This window comes from Streptomyces sp. NPDC014656 (assembly GCF_043084305.1).
Lineage (GTDB): Bacteria > Actinomycetota > Actinomycetes > Streptomycetales > Streptomycetaceae > Streptomyces.
In genome coordinates this window covers 97,973-118,833 of the sequence record NZ_JBIBZN010000010.1, presented here as the reverse complement: position 1 = coordinate 118,833, position 20,861 = coordinate 97,973, and the positions used below count along the sequence as shown (strand labels likewise).

The following is a 20,861-nucleotide window of genomic DNA, read 5'->3' as shown; positions in this document are numbered from 1 at the left end:
CGCCGGAGGTTGACGCCCCGTCGGGCGGGGGAGCGTGTAGCTTGCCGGGTCAGGGTGCCGGGGGACGGCACGCCCGGGGGATGGGGGATGACGGGATGGGCGTTCGGCTCGTGGTCGTGGACGACCACCGCCTGCTCGCGGAGGCGCTCGCCTCGGCACTGAAGCTGCGCGGGCACCGGGTGCTCGCGGCGGCCGCGCCGACGGCGGGGGCGGCGGAGGTCGTGGTGGGCAGGGCGCCGGAGGTCTGCCTCTTCGGCACGGCCGCGCCGGCCGCGGCCGGGACCTTCGAACCGGTCGCGCGGATCAAGCGGGAGCGGCCGCAGGTGGCCGTGGTGGTGCTGGGCCCGGTGCCCTCGCCGCGCGGCATCGCGGCGGCCTTCGCGGCCGGGGCGTCGGGGTACGTCCGGCACGACGAGCGGATCGAGGGCGTCGAGCGGGCGCTGCTGAAGGCCCGGGCGGGGGAGGCGGCGGTGGCGCCGCAGCTGCTCGCGGGGGCCTTCGCGGAGCTGCTGAACCCGGCGGCGCAGCCGGACGACGAGGCGCAGCGGCTGCTGCGGCTGCTGACCCACCGGGAGGCGGAGGTCCTGGTGCGGGTCGCGGAGGGGGAGGACACCCGGCTGATCGCGGCGGGGATGGGGATCGCGCCGAGCACGGCGCGGACACACGTGCAGCGGGTGCTGATGAAGCTGGGCGTGGGGTCCCGTCTGGAGGCGGCGGCGCTGGCGGCCCGCACGGGCCTCCTCGACCGGGCGGTGCCGGGCCGGCGCGGCCCGCACTGAGTCCGCGGGGCCCCGGGGTCCGGGCGGTCCCGGAGGTCCCGGGAGCCGTGGACCGGGTTCCGGTCTTGACCTCGATGTTCGCTTGTGGTTCTTTGTGCGTGGTTCTGTTTGATCGCGCCCGGAGGGCACCCCCGTGAAGAAGACCGCCACCACGCTCGCCGACGGGCGCGAGCTGATCTACTACGACACCCGCGACGACGTGGTCCGCACCGCCGTCGACCCGCGCCCCCTCGCCCCCGTCACCTCCCGCTCCGAGATCCGGTACGACGAGCTGACCGGCGACCACGTCGCCGTCGCCTCCCACCGGCAGAGCCGCACCTACCTCCCGCCGGCCGACGCCTGCCCGCTCTGCCCCGCCAGGGACGGCCGCGAGAGCGAGATCCCCGAGGAGAGCTACGAGGTCGCGGTCTTCGAGAACCGCTTCCCCTCCCTCTCCGGCGGCGTCGGCCGCTGCGAGGTCGTCTGCTTCACCGACGACCACACCGCCTCCTTCGCCGACCTCACCGAGGAGCGGGCCCGGCTCGTCCTCGACGCCTGGACCGACCGCACCGCCGCGCTCTCCGCCCTCCCCGGCGTCCAGCAGGTCTACTGCTTCGAGAACCGGGGCCAGGAGATCGGCGTCACCCTGCCGCACGCCCACGGGCAGATCTACGCCTTCCCCTACGTCACCCCCCGCACGGCCCTGATGCGCCGCCGGATCGACGAGCACCGCCGGGCCACCGGCCGGAACCTCTTCGACGACCTCGTCGCCCGCGAGCGCGCCGACGCCGAACGGGTGGTCCTGGAGACCGCGCACTGGATCGCCTTCGTGCCGTACGCCGCCAAGTGGCCGTACGAGGTCCACCTCCACCCCAAGCGGCGCGTCCCCGACCTGCTCGCCCTCGACGAGGCCGCCCGCGCGGAGTTCGCACAGGTCCATCTGGAACTCTTGAGGCGCTTCGACCGGATCTTCGGCCCGGCGGAGCCGCCGACGCCCTACATCGCCGCCTGGCACCAGGCGCCGTTCACGGACGAGCGGCGGGAGGACTTCGGGCTGCACCTGGAGCTGTTCACGGTCCGGCGCGCCTCCGGCAAGCTGAAGTTCCTCGCGGGCACCGAGTCCGGCACGGGGGCGTTCATGAACGACATCCGGCCGGAGGACGCGGCCCGGCGCATCCGAGAGGTGGCAAGCGCATGACACTGAGGTATCTGGTGACGGGCGGGGCGGGCTACGTGGGCGGCGCGGTGGCCGCCCACCTGCTGGAGCGGGGCCACCGGGTCACCGTCCTCGACGACCTCTCCACCGGCTTCCGCGAGGGCGTCCCGGCCGGCGCCGAGTTCATCGAGGGCCGGATCCAGGACGCCGCCCGCTGGCTCGACGACTCCTACGACGCGGTGCTGCACTTCGCCGCGTTCTCGCAGGTCGGCGAGTCCGTCGCCAAGCCGGAGAAGTACTGGGAGAACAACGTCGGCGGCACCCTGGCGCTGCTCGCCGCCATGCGCGCGGCCGGCGTCCGCAAGCTGGTGTTCTCCTCCACCGCCGCCACCTACGGCGAGCCGGAGACCGTCCCGATCACCGAGACCGCGCCGACCGCCCCCACCAGCCCGTACGGGGCGACCAAGCTGGCCGTCGACCACATGATCACCGGCGAGTGCGCCGCCCACGGCCTCGCCGCCGCCTCCCTGCGCTACTTCAACGTGGCCGGGGCGTACGGCGGGCTCGGCGAGCGCCACGACCCCGAGTCGCACCTCATCCCGCTCGTCCTCCAGGTCGCCCTCGGCGAGCGCGAGGCCGTCTCCGTCTACGGCGACGACTACCCGACCCCCGACGGCACCTGCGTCCGCGACTACATCCACGTCGCCGACCTCGCCGAGGCCCACCTCCTGGCGCTCGACGCGATGACGGCCGGCACCGTGCCGGCGGGCGAGCACCTGGTCTGCAACCTCGGCAACGGCAACGGCTTCTCCGTCCGCGAGGTGATCGAGACCGTCCGGAAGGTCACCGGCCACCCGGTCCCCGAGATCACCGCCGCCCGCCGCCCCGGCGACCCGGCCGTCCTGGTCGCCTCCGCCGACGCCGCCCGCGAGCGGCTCGGCTGGACGCCGTCCCGCCCCGACCTGGCGGACGTCGTCGCCGACGCCTGGGCCTTCGCCCGGCAGCGCGAAGGAGACCGCCCGTGACCGTCGCCGCCGACTTCCAGGCGCTGTACGGCGCCGCGCCCGACGGGGTCTGGGCCGCCCCCGGGCGGGTCAACCTCATCGGGGAGTACACCGACTTCAACGACGGCTTCGTGCTGCCGCTCGCCCTGCCGCACACCACCGTCGCCGCCGTCTCCCGCCGCGACGACGGCGTGCTGCGCCTGCACTCCGGGGATGTCGACGGCGGCATCGTCCAGCTCGACACCGACGCCCTGGAGCCGCTCTCCGGCGGCGGCTGGGCCGCCTACCCGGCCGGCGTCGTCTGGGCGCTGCGGGAGGCCGGGCACCCGGTGTCCGGCGCCGACGTGCACCTCACCTCCACCGTGCCGACCGGCGCCGGGCTCTCCTCCTCGGCCGCCCTGGAGGTCGTCACCGCCCTCGCCCTGAACGACCTCTTCGGCCTCGGACTCACCCGGCCCGAGCTGGCCCGGATCGCGCAGCGCGCCGAGAACGCCTTCGTCGGCGTGCCCTGCGGGGTCATGGACCAGATGGCCTCCGCCTGCGCCGAGGAGGGCCACGCCCTCCACCTGGACACCCGGGACCTGTCGTACCGGCAGGTGCCCTTCGACCTCGCCGCCGAGGGACTGGCCCTGCTGGTCGTCGACACCCGGGTGAAGCACGCGCTCGGGGACGGCGCGTACGCCGAGCGGCGCGCCGGTTGTGAAGCGGGCGCGCGGGCGCTCGGGGTGCGCGCCCTGCGCGACGTCAACGCCGCGCAACTGCCCGCCGCACTCGACCGTCTGAGCGACGAGACGATTCTGCGGTACGTCCGGCACGTGGTCTCGGACAACGACCGGGTGGTCCGGGTGATCGCCCTGCTGGACGCCGGGGCGACCCGGGCGGTCGGTCCGATCCTCACCGAAGGGCACGCCTCGCTCCGGGACGACCTGCGGGTCTCCTGCCCGGAGCTGGACCTCGTCGTCGAGGCGGCGAACGCGGCCGGGGCGCTCGGCGCCCGGATGACCGGGGGCGGTTTCGGCGGCTCGGCGGTGGTCCTGGTGGACGCGGAGCGGGCCGAGGAGACCGGCGCCGCCGTGCGGAAGGCCTTCGCCGCCGCCGGGTACGCGGAGCCCGGGATCTTCCCGGCCGTCCCCTCGGCGGGCGCCCGCCGGCTCTGACGCCGACGGTCCCACAAGGACCGCCGAGTTCGGACACTTCCGCCAATCGGCCCCCACGGTGCCGTGCCGCCCCCCTAATCTGTGGGCAGCGCCGGTGGGGGCCGGTGCCGTTCAGGGGGCGAGACCCGTCGGGTACGGCGCCGGGAGCGGGGTAGCAGTCTGGGCACGGCGGCGGCCGTGCGCCGGACGGACCCGCCCCCGGCGCCGTACCGCGCCGGTCTCTCCTCGACACTTGGGGGTGTCCGTGGCACGAATCCGGGTCCTGGTGGTGGACGACCACCGCGTCTTCGCCGAATCGCTGGCGGCCGCGCTGGCGGCCGAGCCCGACGTCGACGTCGCCGCGGCGGGCAGCGGTCCCGCCGCCATGCGCTGTCTGGACCGGGGGGTCGCGGAGGGGCGCCGTTTCGACGTGTTGCTCGTCGACGCCGACCTGGGCGCGCTGCCCACGGCCCCGGCGGCGGTGCCGTCCGGGCCGGACGGCGAGCCCGCCGTGGACGGGATCTCGCTGGTCGCGGGGGTGCGGAAGGTCCAGCCCGCGGTCCGCACGGTGGTGCTGGCCGAGAAGGACGACGCCCGCCGCGCCGCGCTGGCGCTCCAGGCGGGGGCCTGCGGCTGGGTGGCGAAGGACTGCTCGCTCCAGCGGCTCCTCGCCGTGGTCCGCGGCGTCCTGCGGGACGAGACGCACCTGCCGCCGGCGCTGCTGACCGGGGTGCTGCGGGAGCTGACGGCGGTCCGGAAGCACCGGACGGAGAGCGAGCGGCTCGTGGAGTCGCTGACCCCGCGCGAGCGGGAGGTGCTGCGCTGCATGGTGGCGGGCCTGGGCCGCAAGGCGGTCGCCGAGCGGCTCTTCCTGTCGCCGCACACCGTCCGCACGCACATGCAGAACGTGCTGGGGAAGCTGGGCGTCCACTCGACGCTGGCGGCGGTGGCGCTGGCCCGGCGGGCGGGCGTGGGCCCCGCACCGCTCCCGGAGCGGGTGGTGCTAGCCGGGGAGGTTGTCGAACGGGGCGGTCAGCCGGCGTAGCAGGGCGGCGAGTTCGGCGCGCTGGGGGCGGGAGAGCTGGGCGAGGATGGCCCGCTCCTGGGCGAGCAGCCCGGCGAGCGCCTCGTCGGCGCGGTCCCGTCCCTCGGGGGTGAGCCGGACCAGCACGCCGCGCCGGTCGCTGGGGTCGGGCAGCCGCTCGACCAGGCCCTTCTTGGTGAGCCGGTCGATGCGGTTGGTCATGGTGCCCGAGGTGACCAGGGTCTGGGTGAGGAGCTGGCCGGGGGAGAGCTGGTACGGGGCTCCGGCGCGGCGCAGCGAGGTGAGGACGTCGAACTCCCAGGGCTCCAGCTGGTGCTCGGAGAAGGCGAGCCGCCGGGCGCGGTCGAGGTGCCGGGCCAGCCGGGAGACGCGGCTGAGGACCTCCAACGGTTCCACGTCGAGGTCCGGGCGCTCACGGCGCCATGCAGCGACCAGCCGGTCGACCTCGTCCTCCATGTGATCAGTGTAGTGGGTCTGTTGACATAAAGTCTCTTGCCTTCGAGTTTCTCGATCTCATGAATCTTGATGTCGAGATATAATATCGGCGGGAGAGGGGAAGGGACCCGGCCGAAACCCGGTTCCGCTTGGCCGACTCACGCCTGCAAGGGGGCATCGAACATGCATTCCGTGGAAACCGCCGCCGCACCCGTCTGGGACCCACGGCAGTACCTCCGCCACGCCACCCACCGCACCCGTCCCTTCCTCGACCTCCTCCAGCGAATACCCCGCCTCCCCAACGGCGACCGCCCCGCCCGCATCGCCGACCTCGGCTGCGGCCCCGGCAACGTCACGGCCCTCCTCGCCGACCGCTGGCCCGACGCCCACATCACCGGCTTCGACCTCTCGCCCGAGATGCTCGAACAGGCCGAGAAGGACTGGTCCGGCACCACCTCCGGCGGCGGCTGGCTCGACTTCCGCCCCGCCGACGCCGCCCACTGGACCCCCGCCGAGCCCTACGACCTGATCGTCTCCAACGCCGCCCTCCAGTGGGTCCCCAACCACCCGGAGTCCTTCGCCGCCTGGACCGGCGGCCTGCGCCCCGGCGGCGTCCTCGCCTTCCAGGTCCCCGGCAACTTCACCTCCCCCAGCCACGCCCTCCTCGGCGAACTCTGCGCCCGCCCCGAGTGGCGCGCCCGCCTCGGCGACCAGGGCCGGCGCTTCGTCCACATCCTCGAACCCGCCGACTACCTCGCCCGCCTCACCGCCCTCGGCTGCGAGACCGACGTCTGGGAGACCGTCTACTGCCAGCTCCTCCAGGGCGAGGACGCCGTCCTCGACTGGGTCAAGGGCACCGCGCTGCGCCCCGTCCTCACCACCCTCGCCGACGACCGCCCCGCCGCCGAGGCATTCCTCGCCGCGTACCGCGACCTCCTCCGCGAGGCGTACCCCCCGGGCCCCGACGGCACCGTCTTCCCCTTCCGCCGCGTCTTCGCGGTCGCCCGCACCCCGTCCTGAAACGGCGGACGCCCCGCACCGGAGGAATCCGGTGCGGGGCGTCCGTGTGGCCCGGGAGGGTCAGTTGATCTTGTTGTAGGCCTGGTAGCCCGTGCCGATCTTGGCCTTCGGCGCGAAGCGCGCCGGGGAGGTGTTGAAGTAGCGGTACAGCTCGCCCGCGCTGTTCACACCGATGATGTCGGCCTTGCCGTCCGCGTTCAGGTCGCCGGGGGAGGCCAGCTGCTTGTACGTGTTCCAGCCGGTGCCGACCAGGGAGCGGGCGCGGAACGGCGCGCTGGCGTTGCCGGTGCCCGGGTAGACGTACAGGCTGCCGTCGGTGGTGCGGGCCAGCAGGTCGGTGAGGCCGTCACCGGTGTAGTCGCCGGCGCCGATGATCTTGTTGAAGGCGTTCCAGCCGCCGCCGAGGCTCACGCGGGTCGCGAAGCCGGTGCCGGCGCCGTTGCCCTTGTACAGCCACAGGGTGCCGTTCTTGTCCCGGGCCACCAGGTCGCCCTTGCCGTCGCCGGTCAGGTCGCCGGGACCGACGATGGCGGTGTAGGCGCCCCAGCCGCCGCCGATCTCCTCACCGTCGACGAAGAAGTAGCCGTAGGAGATGTGGCCGAGGTCGGACGCGCCGTCGTCGTTCATCGACGAGAGGCCGAAGAGGTTGTAGCCCGCCCACTCGTTCGCCGAGCCGACCGGATCACGGGGCTCCAGGAGGCCCGTGGTGGTGTTCTTGTACCAGTACCAGCTGCCGCCCGAGGTGAACGCGTGGACGCCGTCGCGGCCCGAGTACGGGTTGGTGCCGGAGTTGCCGATCTGGGCGGCGTCCGCCCAGGCGGCCTTCTCGCTCGCCGGGACCCTGGCGACGAGGGTGCCGTCGCCCTTGGGCGCGTAGTAGTACAGCGTGCCGCCGAGGTCGCGGGCGAGCAGGCCGCCGTGGCCGCCGGCCACGAGCTGGGTGAAGGTGTTCCAGCCGCCGCCGATCGCCTTGGCGGGCGCGAAGAGCCTGCTGGTGTCGCCGGTGCCGGCGTAGAAGTACAGCTGGCCGGCGGTGTCACGGGCGTACACGTCGCCGAAGCCGTCGCCGTTGCCGTCTCCGAGGCCCACGAGCTGGTCGAACTTGCCCCAGCCGGTGCCGACGAGGGTGCGGCCGCTGAGCGGCTTGGACAGGTCGCCGGTACCGAGGTACAGGTACAGCTGGCCGGCCGGGGTGCGGCCGATGACGTCGGCGCGGCCGTCGCCGTTCACGTCGCCGGGCGAGAAGACCTTGTTGTAGGTCTGCCAGCCGTTGCCGACGAAGACGCCGGCGCGCTGGTTGAACTCCGAGTCGACGCTGCCGTACTCGGAGGCGTCCTTGTACAGGGTGAGCGTGCCGGTCAGCGAGACCGTGAACACCTCGGGCAGGGAGCCCTCGCCCTGGTCGCCGACCGGGATGACGTCCTTCGCGAAGGGCGCGTCGAATTTGCCGAACGGCGAGACGCCGTCGACGGTGACCGAGTTCAGGTAGCCGAACGTGTCGCGGTAGATCAGGTCTTCCTGGCCGTCGCCGTCCAGGTCGGACAGGAGCGACGAGGAGTCCGCGGCGGCCTGCGCGCCCGCGCGGGCCGTGCCGGCCTGCGGCAGCGACAGGGACTTCGGCGTGGCCTTCGGGGCCTGCTTCTGCTCCGCGAAGGCGCGCGAGGCCGGGTCGGCGACGTCGGCCGAGGCGGGGGTCGCCAGCAGCATGCCGGCGGAGAGGGCGAGAGCGGTGCACGCGGCGACGCGGCGGCCACGCCCGGAGAACATGGAACGCAAAGGATCCCCCCCTGGGGAACGTGAAGATGTGGGTACCGGGACGGGCTCCGCACCGCCTTCGCGCGCACCTGCGCGCGAAGGGCGAACGCCCTTCCGGATATGTGCGTGAGTGTAACGTCCGCCAACGACATTCAGGCGAACGGTTATCGAACGAGGGGGCCTCTGTCACCGGACGGTGACAGAGGCCCCCGGAACCCGGCCTAGTACAGGTTCGAGTAGACCTGCCAGCCGTCGCCGACCTTGACCCGCGGCGCGAAGACGGCGCTCGTGGCCGTCGAGTGGTAGCGGTACAGCGTGCCGCCCGACGTGGTCGCGACCAGGTCCGCGCGGCCGTCGCCGTCCAGGTCGCCCGGCGCGGCGATCTGCCGGTACGAGCCCCAGCCGGTGCCGACCTTCACCCGGGTGAGGAAGGGGTGGGTCGAGACGCCCGTGCCCTTGTACAGCCACAGGACGCCCGAGCCGTCCCGGGCGAGGATGTCCGCGCGCCCGTCGCCGGAGATGTCACCGGCGCCGATCAGACGGTTGTACGAGCCCCAGCCGCGGCCGACCTCCAGCCGGGAGGCGAAGCCGGTGCCCTGGCCGTTGCCCCGCATCAGGTACAGCACGCCGGAGCGGTCGCGGGCCAGCAGGTCGCCCTTGCCGTCGCCGTTCAGGTCGCCGGGGCCGAAGACGTGGTTGTACGAGCCCCAGCCGCCGCCGCTCCAGTCGCCCGTGTAGAGGACGCCGTCGAGGGTGAAGAAGAGCTCGCCGAAGACGTTCGCGTCGAGCGAGGAGGCGAAGCCCAGCGGCGCGCCGGACCAGTTGCCCTCGAACGGGTCGCGCGGCGTCAGCTTGCCGTTGTTCAGGCCCCCGTACCAGTACAGGGTGCCCCCCGGGGTCCGCGCCAGCAGCGCGTTCTTGCCCGCGAACGGGATGGCGCCGGACGCGCCGAACTGGTCGCCCGACTGGTACGCGCCGACCGCCGAGAGCCGCGCGCGCGGCGTGTACGTGCCGTTGCCCCGGCCCTCGTAGCCCCACAGCGTGCCGTCGACGGAACGGCCGTAGAGGTCGGCCCGCCCGTCGCCGTTCACGTCGTCGGCCGCGAAGAGCTGGTTGTACGTGTTCCAGCCGCCGCCGATCAGCTTCTTCGGTTTGAACGGGCTCGCCCCGGTCCCGGTGCCGCTGTAGAAGTACAGGTTGCCGTTGGGCGTGCGCGCCACCGCGTCGCCCTTGCCGTCGCCGTCGTTGTCGCCGATGCCGACGAGCTGGTCGAAGGCGCCCCAGCCGGTGCCCGCCCGCACCGGCGCCGCGAACGGCGCCATGAGGTTGCCCGTCGCGCGGTAGTAGTACAGCTCGCCGTTGTGCTTGCGGGCCAGCAGGTCGAAGCGGCCGTCGCCGTTCACGTCGCCGGGCGAGAAGACCTTGTTGTAGGTCCCCCAGCCGCCGCCGGTCCAGTACCAGGAGGCGCCGCTCATGGTGGCGCCGGCGTGCAGCTCCGCCTTGCCGTACTGGGTCAGCACCAGCACCTCGGGCTGGCCGTCGCCGTTCTGGTCGCCGAGCGGCACCAGGTCCATCGGGACCTCGCCGGAACCGGAGGCGCTCCACGCGCCCCCCTCGGACGGACCGCTCATGACGACGCCGAGCTCGCCGGACCAGTCGCGGTAGAGGACGTCGGTGGCACCGTCGCCGTCCACGTCGAAACGGGACGGCAGCGCCTCCGCCGCCTGCGCGGTCCGGGCCGTCGCGCCGCCCCGCAGCTTCGACAGGTCGGGCGAGGGCAGCGGGGCCGCCGCGCGGCGCGGCTGCTCGGCGGCGGAGGGCCGGGGCGCGGGCTCGGCCACGGCGGGGGACGCCAGCAGCATGCCGGCGGAGAGGGCGAGCGCGGTGCACGCGGCGACACGGTGGCCGCGCAGGGAGAAAGCGGTACGCAAAGTGATCCCCCCCTGGGGAACGTGAGAACAGGATCCAGGGCAGGGTTCCGCTCCGGCTCCGCACGGCAGAAGGGCGCGTACGGAGGGCGGACACCCCCCCGGATGTGGGGGGATCATAGCCTTGATCGTTGAGTCGGCAACGAATCTTTTCGGGATCCGTCAGGTCCGACGGCCGGGGAAGGGGCACGGACCCCGGCCGGACGGTCAGTTCTTCCGGTGACCTATCAGCCGCGGCTTCTGCTCCATGCCGTCCAGACCGTGCCACGCCAGGTTCACCAGATGCGCCGCCACCTCGGCCTTCCTCGGCTTGCGGACGTCCAGCCACCACTGGCCGGTCAGCGCCACCATGCCCACCAGCGCCTGCGCGTACAGCGGCGCCAGCTTCGGGTCGAAGCCGCGGGTCTTGAACTCCAGACCCAGGATGTCCTCGACCTGCGTGGCGATGTCGCTGATCAGCGACGCGAACGTCCCCGTGGACTGCGCCACCGGCGAGTCCCGGACCAGGATCCGGAACCCGTCCGTGTAGTTCTCGATGTAGTCCAGCAGCGCGAAGGCCGCCTGCTCCAGCAGCTCCCGCGGATGACCGGCGGTCAGCGCCCCCGTCACCCCGTCCAGCAGCTGCCGCATCTCCCGGTCGACCACGACCGCGTACAGCCCCTCCTTGCCGCCGAAGTGCTCGTACACCACCGGCTTCGAGACCCCGGCCTTCGCCGCGATCTCCTCCACCGACGTGCCCTCGAAACCCTTCTCGGCGAAGAGCGTCCGGCCGATGTCCAGAAGCTGCTCCCGGCGCTCCGCGCCGGTCATCCGCACCCGGCGGCCGCGCCGGGGCTTCGCTCCGGTACCGCCCGTACCACTGGTGCTGCTGGAACTGCCGTCGATCGCCACGTCTTCCATCATGCCGCGTCGGAGGGCGCGGTCTGGCGGCGGGCGTCGATACGGGACGGGGCCGGCCAGCGGACGTCGGTCGCCCAGCCCGCCAGCTCGAACCAGCGGATCAGCCGGGCACTGGAGTCGATCTGCCCCTTCAGCACGCCGTGGCGCGCCGAGGTCGGGTCCGCGTGGTGCAGGTTGTGCCACGACTCGCCGCAGGACAGCACCGCCAGCCACCACACGTTCCCCGAGCGGTCACGCGACTTGAACGGACGCTTGCCCATCGCGTGACAGATCGAGTTGATCGACCACGTCACGTGGTGCAGCAGACAGACCCGGACCAGCGAGCCCCAGAAGAACGCCGTGAAGGCACCCCACCACGACCACGTCACCAGACCGCCGATCACCGGCGGGATCGCCAGCGACACGACCGTCCACAGCACGAACTGCCGCGAGATCCGGCGGATCGCCGAGTCCTTGATCAGATCGGGCGCGTACTTGTGCTGCGGCGTCCGCTCCTCGTCGAACATCCAGCCGATGTGCGCCCACCACAGCCCCTTCAGCAGCGCCGGCACCGTCTCGCCGAACCGCCACGGGGAGTGCGGGTCGCCCTCCGCGTCCGAGAACTTGTGGTGCTTGCGGTGATCCGCCACCCAGCGCACCAGCGGCCCCTCCACCGCCAGCGACCCCATGATCGCCAGCGCGATCCGCAGCGGCCGCTTCGCCTTGAACGACCCGTGCGTGAAGTACCGGTGGAAACCGATCGTGATGCCGTGGCAGCCGATGAAGTACATCGCGACCATCAGCCCCAGATCCAGCCAGCTCACCCCCCAGCCCCAGGCCAGCGGCACCGCCGCCAGCAGTGCCACGAACGGCACCACGATGAACAGCCCCAGCGCGAGCTGCTCGACGGAACCCTTGCTGTCGCCGCTGAGCGTGGCGGAGGGCAGGGCCTGGACCGGGCCGGACGTCTCGGACGCCTCGGGCGCCGGGGTCACCTCGGGGGTGATGGTCATACGTGTCCTCTGGGGGGGGTGAGGGTGGGGGGACGGAAAAGACGGGCCGAGGCTACGGATGCGTAACCTACGGCGACGTAAGTATGGCAGCGCGGCGGCACGCGGCAAGAGGGCACAAGCGGGGGGCTCCCCCACGTCCAGGGAATGGACACCTATCCTGGGGGCGTCGGACAGCGCGGTCCGCAAGCCTCCAGAACCCTCCAGACGTGCTTGAACACTGCAAGGAGCCACACCTGTGAGCAGTGCCGACCAGACTCCCACCACCAACGCCGAGCTGCGCGCCGACATCCGCCGACTGGGCGACCTCCTCGGCGAGACCCTCGTACGCCAGGAGGGCCACGAACTCCTCGACCTCGTCGAGAAGGTCCGACGCCTCACCCGCGAGGACGGCGACGCCGCCGCCGAGCTGCTGCGCGGCGTCGAACTGGAGACGGCCGCCAAGCTCGTCCGCGCCTTCTCCACCTACTTCCACCTCGCCAACGTCACCGAGCAGGTCCACCGCGGCCGCGAGCTCCGCGAGAAGCGCGCCGCCGAGGGCGGCCTCCTCGCCCGCACCGCCGACATGCTCAAGGACGGCGACCCCGCCCACGTGCGCGAGACGGTCAAGAACCTCAACGTGCGCCCCGTCTTCACCGCGCACCCCACCGAGGCCGCCCGCCGCTCCGTCCTCAACAAGCTCCGCCGCATCGGAGCCCTCCTGGAGAACCCGGTCATCGAGTCCGACCGGCGCCGCCACGACCTGAGGCTCGCCGAGAACATCGACCTCATCTGGCAGACCGACGAACTCCGCGTCGTCCGCCCGGAGCCCGCCGACGAGGCCCGCAACGCCATCTACTACCTCGACGAGCTGCACGCGGGCGCCGTCGGCGACGTCCTGGAGGACCTCGCCGCCGAACTGGAGCGCGTCGGCTACGAGCTCCCCGCCGGCACCCGCCCGCTCACCTTCGGCACCTGGATCGGCGGCGACCGCGACGGCAACCCCAACGTCACCCCCCAGGTCACCTGGGACGTCCTGATCCTCCAGCACGAGCACGGCATCACCGACGCCCTGGAGCTCATCGACTTCCTCCGCGGCCTGCTCTCCAACTCCATCCGCTACACCGGCGCCACCCAGGAACTCCTGGACTCCCTCCAGCGCGACCTCGACCTCCTCCCCGAGATCAGCCCGCGCTACAAGCGGCTCAACGCCGAGGAGCCGTACCGCCTCAAGGCCACCTGCGTCCGCCAGAAGCTCCTCAACACCCGCGAGCGCCTCGCCGCCGGCACCGCGCACCAGGAAGGCCGCGACTACCTCGGCACCGCCGAGCTCATCCGCGACCTCACCCTCATCCAGACCTCCCTGCGCGAGCACCGAGGCGGCCTCTTCGCCGACGGGCGCATGGACCGCACCATCCGCACCCTCGCCGCCTTCGGCCTCCAGCTCGCCACCATGGACGTCCGCGAGCACGCCGACGCCCACCACCACGCCCTCGGCCAGCTCTTCGACCGCCTCGGCGAGGAGTCCTGGCGGTACGCCGACATGCCCCGCGACTACCGGCAGAAGCTCCTCGCCAAGGAGCTCCGCTCCCGCCGCCCGCTGGCCCCCACCCCGGCCCCGCTCGACGCCGACGGCCAGAAGACCCTCGGCGTCTTCCACACCGTCAAGGAAGCCTTCGAGCGCTTCGGCCCCGAGGTCATCGAGTCCTACATCATCTCGATGTGCCAGGGCGCCGACGACGTCTTCGCCGCCACCGTCCTCGCCCGCGAGGCCGGCCTGATCGACCTGCACGCCGGCTGGGCCAAGATCGGCATCGTGCCGCTCCTGGAGACCACCGACGAGCTCCGCGCCGCCGACGTCATCCTCAACGACATGCTCGCCGACCCCTCCTACCGGCGCCTCGTCGCCCTGCGCGGCGACGTCCAGGAGGTCATGCTCGGCTACTCGGACTCCTCCAAGTTCGGCGGCATCACCACCAGCCAGTGGGAGATCCACCGCGCCCAGCGGCGCCTGCGCGACGTCGCCCACCGCTACGGGGTCCGGCTGAGGCTGTTCCACGGCCGCGGCGGCACCGTCGGCCGCGGCGGCGGCCCCTCGCACGACGCCATCCTCGCCCAGCCCTGGGGCACCCTGGAGGGCGAGATCAAGGTCACCGAGCAGGGCGAGGTCATCTCCGACAAGTACCTCATCCCGTCGCTGGCCCGCGAGAACCTCGAACTGACCGTCGCGGCCACGCTCCAGGCCTCCGCCCTGCACACCGCGCCCCGCCAGTCCGACGACGCCCTGGCCCGCTGGGACGCCGCCATGGACACCGTCTCCGAGGCCGCCCACACCGCGTACCGCAAGCTCGTCGAGGACCCCGGCCTGCCGGCGTACTTCCTCGCCTCCACCCCCGTCGACCAGCTCGCCGACCTGCACCTGGGCTCACGGCCCTCCCGCCGCCCCGGCTCCGGCGTCTCCCTCGACGGACTCCGTGCCATCCCCTGGGTGTTCGGATGGACCCAGTCCCGCCAGATCGTTCCCGGCTGGTACGGCGTCGGCTCCGGCCTCAAGGCCCTGCGCGAGGCCGGCCTCGAAGCCGTCCTCGGCGAGATGCACGAGCAGTGGCACTTCTTCCGCAACTTCCTCTCCAACGTGGAGATGACGCTCGCGAAGACGGACCTGCGGATCGCCCGCCACTACGTCGACACCCTCGTCCCCGACGAGCTCAAGCACGTCTTCGACGCCATCGAGGCGGAGCACGCGCTCACCGTCGAGGAGGTCCTCAAGGTCACCGGCGGCGAGAAGCTCCTCGACTCCCACCCGGTCCTCCAGCAGACCTTCGCCATCCGCGACGCCTACCTGGACCCGATCTCCTACCTCCAGGTCGCCCTCCTCGCCCGGCAGCGGGCCGCCGCCGAGGCCGGCCAGGACCCGGACCCGCTGCTCGCGCGGGCCCTGCTCCTGACGGTCAACGGCGTGGCGGCGGGCCTCCGCAACACGGGCTGACGCCCTCCGCGCACGAAGAAGTGCCCCCGCGGGCCTTCCCGCGGGGGCACTTCCCGTTCACGACGGGGTGCGTCAGTTCTGCGCGGCCTTGCGACGGCGCATCACCAGGAACGCGCCGGCCGCGGCGAGCGCGGCGGCGACGCCGGCCATCACGCCGACCGGCGCGCTCGAACCGGTCTCCGCGAGGTTGCCCTCCTCGGAGCCGCCCTTGGTGTCGGTCTCGCCCTTGACGTCACCGGTGGCGGCGTCGCCGCCCGTGGCGGTCGTCTCGCCGGTCGCGGAGGAGCCGCCGGTCGCGGAGGTCTCACCCGTGGCGGAGGAACCGCCGGTGGCGGAGGTCTCACCGGTCGCGGAGGAACCGCCGGTCGCGGTGGTCTCACCCGTGGCGGCGGTCTCACCGGTGGTGGTCTCACCGGTCGTCGTCTCACCCGTGGTGGTCTCACCCGTGGTGGTCTCACCGGTCGTCGTCTCACCGGTCGTGGTCTCACCGGTCGTGGTCTCGCCGGTCGTGGTCTCGCCGGTCGTCGTCTCACCAGTGGAGTTGCCACCGGTGGTCTCCTCGCCCTCCGCCGCACAGGTGTGGGAGAGGTTGAAGAACTTCACCGGCTCGCCCTTCACGGTCGCGACGGCGGAGGTCAGCTCGGCGCCGGCCTCCGAAGCCACGTACGCGTGGTCGTCCTTCGGCGGACCGAAGGAGGTGATCTCGATCGGCGCGCCGTTGTCGAAGGTGACCGTCAGCTTGACGAAGTCCGTGCCACCGCCGGGGATCACGAAGTGCCACCCGTCCTTGTCGGCGGGGATGGTGTCGGGGCACTCGCCCTGCTCGAAGCCGGCCGCCTTGATCGGCGTCTCCTGGTGCAGCTTGAGCTCGTATTCACCGCCGGTGGCGAAGGCCGTCGGCGCCAGGGCAAGAGAGCCCGCCATGGCCGCGACGAGCGTGGCGGCGGGTATGAAGGAGCGTCGCATGTGCAGTCGTCCATCTGTGGGATGAGGGATGCCGTGGGAGGTGGCGCTCGCAGCCTATCCGCCCCTTTAAGCCGCCCTTAACCCAGAGGCCCATAACGATCCCGCCGGAAACCGGCGGTATCCGACCCCGGCCGGGCGCCCCTCACAGCGCCAGGAAGGCCGCCACCCACAGCGCCGCCCCCGCCCCCGCCAGCGACCAGGCCGTCCGCCGCAACCGCAGACCCCCCGCCACCAGCGGCGCGGCCAGCACCAGCGCCCCGCCCAGCGGCAGCCACGCGTGCAGCCCGCCGCCCCAGCCGGTCCGTACCCCCTCGTCCGTCCCCGGCTTCACCACCACCGGGATCACCGACCCCGGCCCCGCCGCCACCGACCGCCCGATCGTCAGCGTCCGCCGCGACGACCCCGGATCCTCCGGCGCGTACGTCCCGCCGCACCGCTCGTCCGTGCACCCCGTCACCGTCAGCGTCCCGTGCTCGCGCCCCTTCGCCAGCAGGACGTGCTGCGCCGCACCCCACGACGCCCACACCCCCGCGACCACGAGCAGGACGGCGACGAGGACCATGGCGGCGTTACGGACGTGCGTCATGACCCGCGATCGTACAGTCGTACGGCCGGAAGGCCGGGCTCAGGAGTTGTACGCCGACTGCGCCCGCTCCAGACCCTCGGTCACCAGACACTCCACCGCGTCCGCCGACCGGTCCACGAACCAGTCCAGCTCCTTGCGCTCCGTCGAGGAGAAGTCCTTCAGCACGAAGTCCGCCACCTGCATCCGGCCCGGCGGACGCCCGATCCCGCACCGCACCCGGTGGTAGTCGGGCCCCATCGACTTCGTCATCGACTTCAGGCCGTTGTGCCCGTTGTCCCCGCCGCCGAGCTTCAGCCGCAGCGTCGCGTAGTCGATGTCCAGCTCGTCGTGGACCGCCAGCACGTGCGCGGTCGGCACCTTGTAGAAGTCCCGCAGCGCCGTCACCGGCCCGCCGGACAGGTTCATGTACGACATCGGCTTCGCCAGCACCACCCGCCGGTTGGCCGGACCCACCGGCCCCAGCCGGCCCTCCACGACCTGTGCCTGCGCCTTCTGCGCCCGCTTGAACTTCCCGCCGATCCGCTCCGCCAGCAGGTCCACCACCATGAAGCCGATGTTGTGGCGGTTGCCCGCGTACTCCGGCCCCGGATTGCCCAGGCCGACGATCAGCCAGGGCGCGTTCGCGTCGTCGGTCATCGCCATCTCCTCGTCAGCGAAAAAGAGAAACGGGGTGACGGGCCGCACGGCCCGTCACCCCGTCACGTCGGACAAGAGCCTACGGCTCAGGCCTCGGCGGACTCGCCCTCGGCGGACTCCGCGGCCGGCTCCTCGGCCTGGGCGGCCAGGATCTGGATGACGACGGCCTCGGGGTCGGTCACCAGGGTGGTGCCCTTCGGCAGCGCGATGTCCTTGGCGTGGACCGAGTCACCGGCGGACAGACCCTCGATGGAGACCGTGACGGACTCCGGGATGTGGGTGGCCTCGGCCTCGACGGAGAGCGTGTTCAGCACGTTCTCGACCAGGAAGGCGCCCGGGGCCAGGTCGCCCTCGGTCTCGACGACGATCTCGACGGTGACCTTCTCGCCGCGGTTCACGAGGATGAGGTCGACGTGCTCCAGGCTGCCCTTCAGCGGGTCGCGCTGGGCGGCCTTCGGGATGGCCAGCTCGGAACCCTTGCCCTCGATCTCCAGGGACAGCAGGACGTTCGGGGTACGAAGCGCCATCGCGGTCTCGTGGGCCGGCAGCGTCAGGTGGACCGGGTCCGTGCCGTGACCGTAGAGGACGGCCGGAACGGCGGCGGCGCGGCGGATCTTGCGGGCGGCACCCTTGCCGAACTCGGTACGGACGGCGGCGGCGAGCTTGACCTCGGACATGTGCACTCCTCGTAGGGGTGGTGACGGTCGTGACTGTCACCCGGCCGCCGACTGGCGATGGCCTGCTACGAAGAGCGCGTCGATAACGGAGCGCCGACCCTGAACGGGTACCGGCCTCCCTCGCCGAGCAACCTGTGCAGTCTACCCGCCCGCCCCCGGCCCCCCAAATGGATCACGGACCCGGCGACGGCGGAGGGCCGCCTCCCCCGAACGGGGAAGACGGCCCTCCGGCACGGGAACGGGGCGGCTCAGTGCTCCTCGAAGAGGCTCGTCACCGAACCGTCCTCGAACACCTCGCGCACCGCGCGCGCGATCGTCGGCGCGATCGACAGCACCGTGATCTTGTCCAGCTCCAGGGCACCCGGCACCGGCAGCGTGTCCGTGAAGACGAACTCGCTCACCTTGGAGTTCTTCAGGCGGTCCGCCGCCGGACCCGACAGGATGCCGTGCGTGGCCGTCACGATGACGTCCTCGGCGCCGTGCGCGAAGAGCGCCTCGGCCGCCGCGCAGATCGTGCCGCCGGTGTCGACCATGTCGTCCACCAGGACGCAGACGCGGCCCTTCACGTCACCGACGACCTCGTGGACGGTCACCTGGTTGGCGACGTCCTTGTCACGGCGCTTGTGCACGATCGCCAGCGGCGCGTCCAGACGGTCGCACCAGCGGTCGGCGACCCGCACGCGGCCCGCGTCCGGGGAGACGATCGTCAGCTTCTCGCGGTCGACCTTGGTGCCCACGTAGTCCGCGAGGACCGGCAGCGCCGACAGGTGGTCGACGGGGCCGTCGAAGAAGCCCTGGATCTGGTCCGTGTGCAGGTCCACGGTCAGGATCCGGTCCGCGCCGGCCGTCTTCATCAGGTCCGCCACCAGACGGGCCGAGATCGGCTCGCGACCGCGGTGCTTCTTGTCCTGACGGGCGTAGCCGTACGACGGGACGATCACGGTGATGCTCCGGGCCGAGGCCCGCTTCAGAGCATCGATCATGATCAGCTGCTCCATGATCCACTTGTTGATCGGAGCCGTGTGGCTCTGGATCAGGAAGCAGTCCGCACCGCGGGCCGACTCCTGGAAGCGGACGTAGATCTCACCGTTGGCGAAGTCGAACGCCTTGGTGGGAACGAGACCGACGCCCAGCTGGTGCGCGACCTCCTCGGCCAGCTCGGGGTGGGCGCGGCCGGAGAAGAGCATCAGCTTCTTCTCGCCGGTCGTCTTGATCCCGGTCACAGCACTGTCTCCTCAGACGTGTTCTCTGGCCGCAAGACCCGCGCTCCCGGTACCCCCGGACGCGTGTGCGAACCAGCCGAATTTGTGTGCACGTATCACGGTACGCCTCGTTCGACGTACCTGTTTCCGGTCAGCTTTCGCCGGCGGACCCTTCCGAAGCCGCCTCGGCCGCGTTCGCGGCGGCGCTGCCGGGCCGCTTCCGGGCGACCCAGCCCTCGATATTCCGCTGCTGGCCCCGGGCGACGGCCAGCGCGCCCGACGGCACGTCCTTCGTGATCACGGACCCGGCGGCGGTGTAGACCCCGTCCCCGATCGTGACGGGAGCCACAAACATGTTGTCCGACCCGGTCCGGCAGTGGGACCCGATCGTCGTGTGGTGCTTCGCCACGCCGTCGTAGTTCACGAACACGCTCGCGGCACCGATGTTCGAGTACTCGCCGATCGTCGCGTCGCCCACGTACGACAGGTGGGGGACCTTGGTGCCCTCGCCCAGCGTCGCGTTCTTCGTCTCGACGTAGGTGCCGACCTTCGACTTCGCCCCGAGCTTCGAGCCCGGACGCAGGTAGGCGTACGGCCCCACGGAGGCGCCGTCGCCGATCTCGGCGGAGACGGCCACCGCGTTGTCCACCCGCGCGCCCCGGCCCACGACGGTGTCCGTCAGCCGCGTGTTCGGCCCGACCTCGGCGTCCTCGCCGACGTGCGTCGCGCCCAGCAGCTGCGTACCCGGGTGGATCACGGCGTCCGGCTCGAACGTCACGGTCACGTCCACGAGGACGGACGACGGGTCGACCACGGTCACGCCGGCCGTCATCGCGGCCTCCAGCAGGCGCTGGTTCAGCAGCGCGCGCGCCTCGGCGAGCTGCACCCGGTTGTTGATGCCGAGGATCTCGCGGTGGTCGGCGGCCACGGAGGCGCCGACCCGGTGCCCGGCCTCGCGCAGGATCGACAGCACGTCGGTGAGGTACTCCTCGCCCTGGCTGTTGTCCGTGCGCAGCTGCTTGATCGCCTCGGCGAGCAGCGCGCCGTCGAAGGCGAACACGCCGGAGTTGATCTCGCGGATGTCCAGCTGGCCGGGGGAGGCGTCCTTGTGCTCGACGATCGCCGTCACGGCACCGGTCGCCAGGTCCCGCACGATCCGCCCGTAGCCGGTGGCGTCCGGCACCTCGGCGGTCAGCACGGTCACGGCGTTCCCGTCGCCGGCGTGCGTCTCGGCCAGCGCCTTCAGCGTCGCCCCGGACAGCAGCGGCGTGTCGCCGCACACCACGACCACGGTCCCCTCGGGCGCCGCGCCCAGCTCCTCCAGCGCCATCCGCACCGCGTGCCCGGTGCCGTTCTGCTCCTCCTGCACGGCGGTACGGGTCCCCGGGTACACCTCCTCCAGGTGCCCCCGCACCTGCTCACGCGCGTGCCCCACGACCACGACGAGGTGCTCGGGCTCCAGCTCGCGCGCGGCGGACACGACGTGCCCGACGAGCGAACGCCCGGCGATCTCGTGCAGGACCTTGGGGGTCTTGGACTTCATGCGGGTGCCCTCACCCGCTGCGAGGACGATGACGGCTGCCAAGGGGGTCCCCCCTGTTCGAGCGGAGCCGAGAACTTGGGGGCGGTTGGCGCTCACGGATATGCCCTTCGGCTTTGGGTGGTGGACGCACGAAGGATACCGGGGCGTCAGGGGGCGG

The 20,861-nt window shown here is 72.4% G+C and carries 18 protein-coding genes; 7 read left to right on the top strand and 11 right to left on the bottom strand.

Annotated elements, in window-relative coordinates; translation table 11 throughout:
• Positions 1–95 precede the first annotated feature (95 nt).
• The 5 genes from ACF1ED_RS22670 to ACF1ED_RS22650 all read left to right on the top strand — a co-directional run bounded on the left by ACF1ED_RS22670 (position 96) and on the right by ACF1ED_RS22650 (position 5,099).
• Positions 96–779, top strand: a complete 684-nt coding sequence (locus tag ACF1ED_RS22670) for a LuxR C-terminal-related transcriptional regulator (RefSeq protein WP_391763160.1) — start codon at positions 96–98, stop codon at positions 777–779.
• Positions 780–912: 133 nt separating this feature from the next.
• A complete protein-coding gene (gene galT / locus ACF1ED_RS22665; RefSeq protein WP_391763158.1) occupies positions 913–1,956 on the top strand; it encodes a galactose-1-phosphate uridylyltransferase in 1,044 nt (347 codons plus the stop codon).
• Complete coding sequence (gene galE, locus ACF1ED_RS22660; protein ID WP_391763156.1) at positions 1,953–2,939, top strand: UDP-glucose 4-epimerase GalE; 987 nt, start codon at positions 1,953–1,955, stop codon at positions 2,937–2,939. The genes galT and galE overlap by 4 nt, the downstream gene beginning before the upstream one ends.
• Positions 2,936–4,075, top strand: a complete 1,140-nt coding sequence (galK, locus tag ACF1ED_RS22655) for a galactokinase (protein ID WP_391763154.1) — start codon at positions 2,936–2,938, stop codon at positions 4,073–4,075. The genes galE and galK overlap by 4 nt, the downstream gene beginning before the upstream one ends.
• Positions 4,076–4,319: 244 nt before the next feature.
• Positions 4,320–5,099, top strand: coding sequence for a LuxR C-terminal-related transcriptional regulator (locus ACF1ED_RS22650; protein WP_391763152.1), 780 nt, complete (start codon positions 4,320–4,322; stop codon positions 5,097–5,099).
• Here the strand turns inward: ACF1ED_RS22650 and ACF1ED_RS22645 are convergent.
• Positions 5,058–5,555, bottom strand: coding sequence for a MarR family transcriptional regulator (locus tag ACF1ED_RS22645; RefSeq protein ID WP_362108445.1), 498 nt, complete (start codon positions 5,553–5,555; stop codon positions 5,058–5,060). The genes ACF1ED_RS22650 and ACF1ED_RS22645 overlap by 42 nt on opposite strands.
• Before the next feature lie 162 nt (positions 5,556–5,717).
• On the opposite strand from ACF1ED_RS22645, the gene ACF1ED_RS22640 reads away from it, so the two are divergent.
• A complete protein-coding gene (locus ACF1ED_RS22640) occupies positions 5,718–6,554 on the top strand; it encodes a trans-aconitate 2-methyltransferase (protein ID WP_391763150.1) in 837 nt (278 codons plus the stop codon).
• A 60-nt stretch (positions 6,555–6,614) separates the two neighbouring features.
• Here the strand turns inward: ACF1ED_RS22640 and ACF1ED_RS22635 are convergent, their stop codons facing one another.
• The 4 genes from ACF1ED_RS22635 to ACF1ED_RS22620 form a co-directional block, all read right to left on the bottom strand.
• On the bottom strand, positions 6,615–8,321 hold the full coding sequence (locus tag ACF1ED_RS22635; protein WP_391763148.1) for an FG-GAP repeat domain-containing protein: 1,707 nt from the start codon (positions 8,319–8,321) through the stop codon (positions 6,615–6,617).
• A gap of 209 nt (positions 8,322–8,530) precedes the next feature.
• Complete coding sequence (locus tag ACF1ED_RS22630) at positions 8,531–10,240, bottom strand: FG-GAP-like repeat-containing protein (protein ID WP_391763146.1); 1,710 nt, start codon at positions 10,238–10,240, stop codon at positions 8,531–8,533.
• 204 nt (positions 10,241–10,444) lie between these two features.
• Positions 10,445–11,140, bottom strand: a complete 696-nt coding sequence (locus ACF1ED_RS22625) for a TetR family transcriptional regulator (protein WP_391763144.1) — start codon at positions 11,138–11,140, stop codon at positions 10,445–10,447.
• Positions 11,137–12,129, bottom strand: coding sequence for an acyl-CoA desaturase (locus tag ACF1ED_RS22620; protein ID WP_391763142.1), 993 nt, complete (start codon positions 12,127–12,129; stop codon positions 11,137–11,139). The genes ACF1ED_RS22625 and ACF1ED_RS22620 overlap by 4 nt, the downstream gene beginning before the upstream one ends.
• Positions 12,130–12,364: 235 nt before the next feature.
• Here ACF1ED_RS22620 and ppc point away from each other — a divergent pair, with 235 nt between their 5' ends.
• Positions 12,365–15,094 carry a phosphoenolpyruvate carboxylase gene (gene ppc, locus ACF1ED_RS22615; protein WP_391763140.1) on the top strand — a complete coding sequence of 910 codons (2,730 nt, stop codon included), beginning with the start codon at positions 12,365–12,367 and terminating at the stop codon, positions 15,092–15,094.
• 72 nt (positions 15,095–15,166) lie between these two features.
• Here ppc and ACF1ED_RS22610 read toward each other — a convergent pair whose 3' ends face one another.
• The 6 genes from ACF1ED_RS22610 to glmU all read right to left on the bottom strand — a co-directional run bounded on the left by ACF1ED_RS22610 (position 15,167) and on the right by glmU (position 20,800).
• Entirely contained in the window at positions 15,167–16,060 is an 894-nt protein-coding gene (locus tag ACF1ED_RS22610) for an LPXTG cell wall anchor domain-containing protein (RefSeq protein WP_391763138.1), read from the bottom strand.
• A 142-nt stretch (positions 16,061–16,202) separates the two neighbouring features.
• Entirely contained in the window at positions 16,203–16,646 is a 444-nt protein-coding gene (locus ACF1ED_RS22605) for a hypothetical protein (RefSeq protein WP_391763136.1), read from the bottom strand.
• Between the two features lie 39 nt (positions 16,647–16,685).
• A complete protein-coding gene (gene pth, locus ACF1ED_RS22600) occupies positions 16,686–17,288 on the bottom strand; it encodes an aminoacyl-tRNA hydrolase (protein ID WP_391763134.1) in 603 nt (200 codons plus the stop codon).
• Positions 17,289–17,368: 80 nt separating this feature from the next.
• Positions 17,369–17,959 (bottom strand): 50S ribosomal protein L25/general stress protein Ctc, encoded by a 591-nt coding sequence (locus tag ACF1ED_RS22595; protein ID WP_391763132.1) that lies wholly within the window; start codon positions 17,957–17,959, stop codon positions 17,369–17,371.
• A gap of 248 nt (positions 17,960–18,207) precedes the next feature.
• Positions 18,208–19,182 (bottom strand): ribose-phosphate diphosphokinase, encoded by a 975-nt coding sequence (locus ACF1ED_RS22590; RefSeq protein WP_043227344.1) that lies wholly within the window; start codon positions 19,180–19,182, stop codon positions 18,208–18,210.
• 130 nt (positions 19,183–19,312) lie between these two features.
• Positions 19,313–20,800, bottom strand: coding sequence for a bifunctional UDP-N-acetylglucosamine diphosphorylase/glucosamine-1-phosphate N-acetyltransferase GlmU (glmU, locus tag ACF1ED_RS22585; protein WP_391763129.1), 1,488 nt, complete (start codon positions 20,798–20,800; stop codon positions 19,313–19,315).
• Positions 20,801–20,861 lie beyond the last annotated feature (61 nt).

What these genes read in the sequence shown, in the direction of transcription:
- ACF1ED_RS22605 (WP_391763136.1), bottom strand. Translation starts at nt 16,646, where the DNA reads ATGACGCACGTCCGTAACGCCGCCATGGTCCTCGTCGCCGTCCTGCTC.
- ACF1ED_RS22645 (WP_362108445.1), bottom strand. Translation starts at nt 5,555, where the DNA reads ATGGAGGACGAGGTCGACCGGCTGGTCGCTGCATGGCGCCGTGAGCGC.
- ACF1ED_RS22625 (WP_391763144.1), bottom strand. Translation starts at nt 11,140, where the DNA reads ATGATGGAAGACGTGGCGATCGACGGCAGTTCCAGCAGCACCAGTGGT.
- ACF1ED_RS22595 (WP_391763132.1), bottom strand. Translation starts at nt 17,959, where the DNA reads ATGTCCGAGGTCAAGCTCGCCGCCGCCGTCCGTACCGAGTTCGGCAAG.
- ACF1ED_RS22640 (WP_391763150.1), top strand. Translation starts at nt 5,718, where the DNA reads ATGCATTCCGTGGAAACCGCCGCCGCACCCGTCTGGGACCCACGGCAG.
- ACF1ED_RS22635 (WP_391763148.1), bottom strand. Translation starts at nt 8,321, where the DNA reads ATGTTCTCCGGGCGTGGCCGCCGCGTCGCCGCGTGCACCGCTCTCGCC.
- ACF1ED_RS22670 (WP_391763160.1), top strand. Translation starts at nt 96, where the DNA reads ATGGGCGTTCGGCTCGTGGTCGTGGACGACCACCGCCTGCTCGCGGAG.
- ACF1ED_RS22610 (WP_391763138.1), bottom strand. Translation starts at nt 16,060, where the DNA reads ATGCGACGCTCCTTCATACCCGCCGCCACGCTCGTCGCGGCCATGGCG.
- ACF1ED_RS22620 (WP_391763142.1), bottom strand. Translation starts at nt 12,129, where the DNA reads ATGACCATCACCCCCGAGGTGACCCCGGCGCCCGAGGCGTCCGAGACG.
- galE (WP_391763156.1), top strand. Translation starts at nt 1,953, where the DNA reads ATGACACTGAGGTATCTGGTGACGGGCGGGGCGGGCTACGTGGGCGGC.
- pth (WP_391763134.1), bottom strand. Translation starts at nt 17,288, where the DNA reads ATGGCGATGACCGACGACGCGAACGCGCCCTGGCTGATCGTCGGCCTG.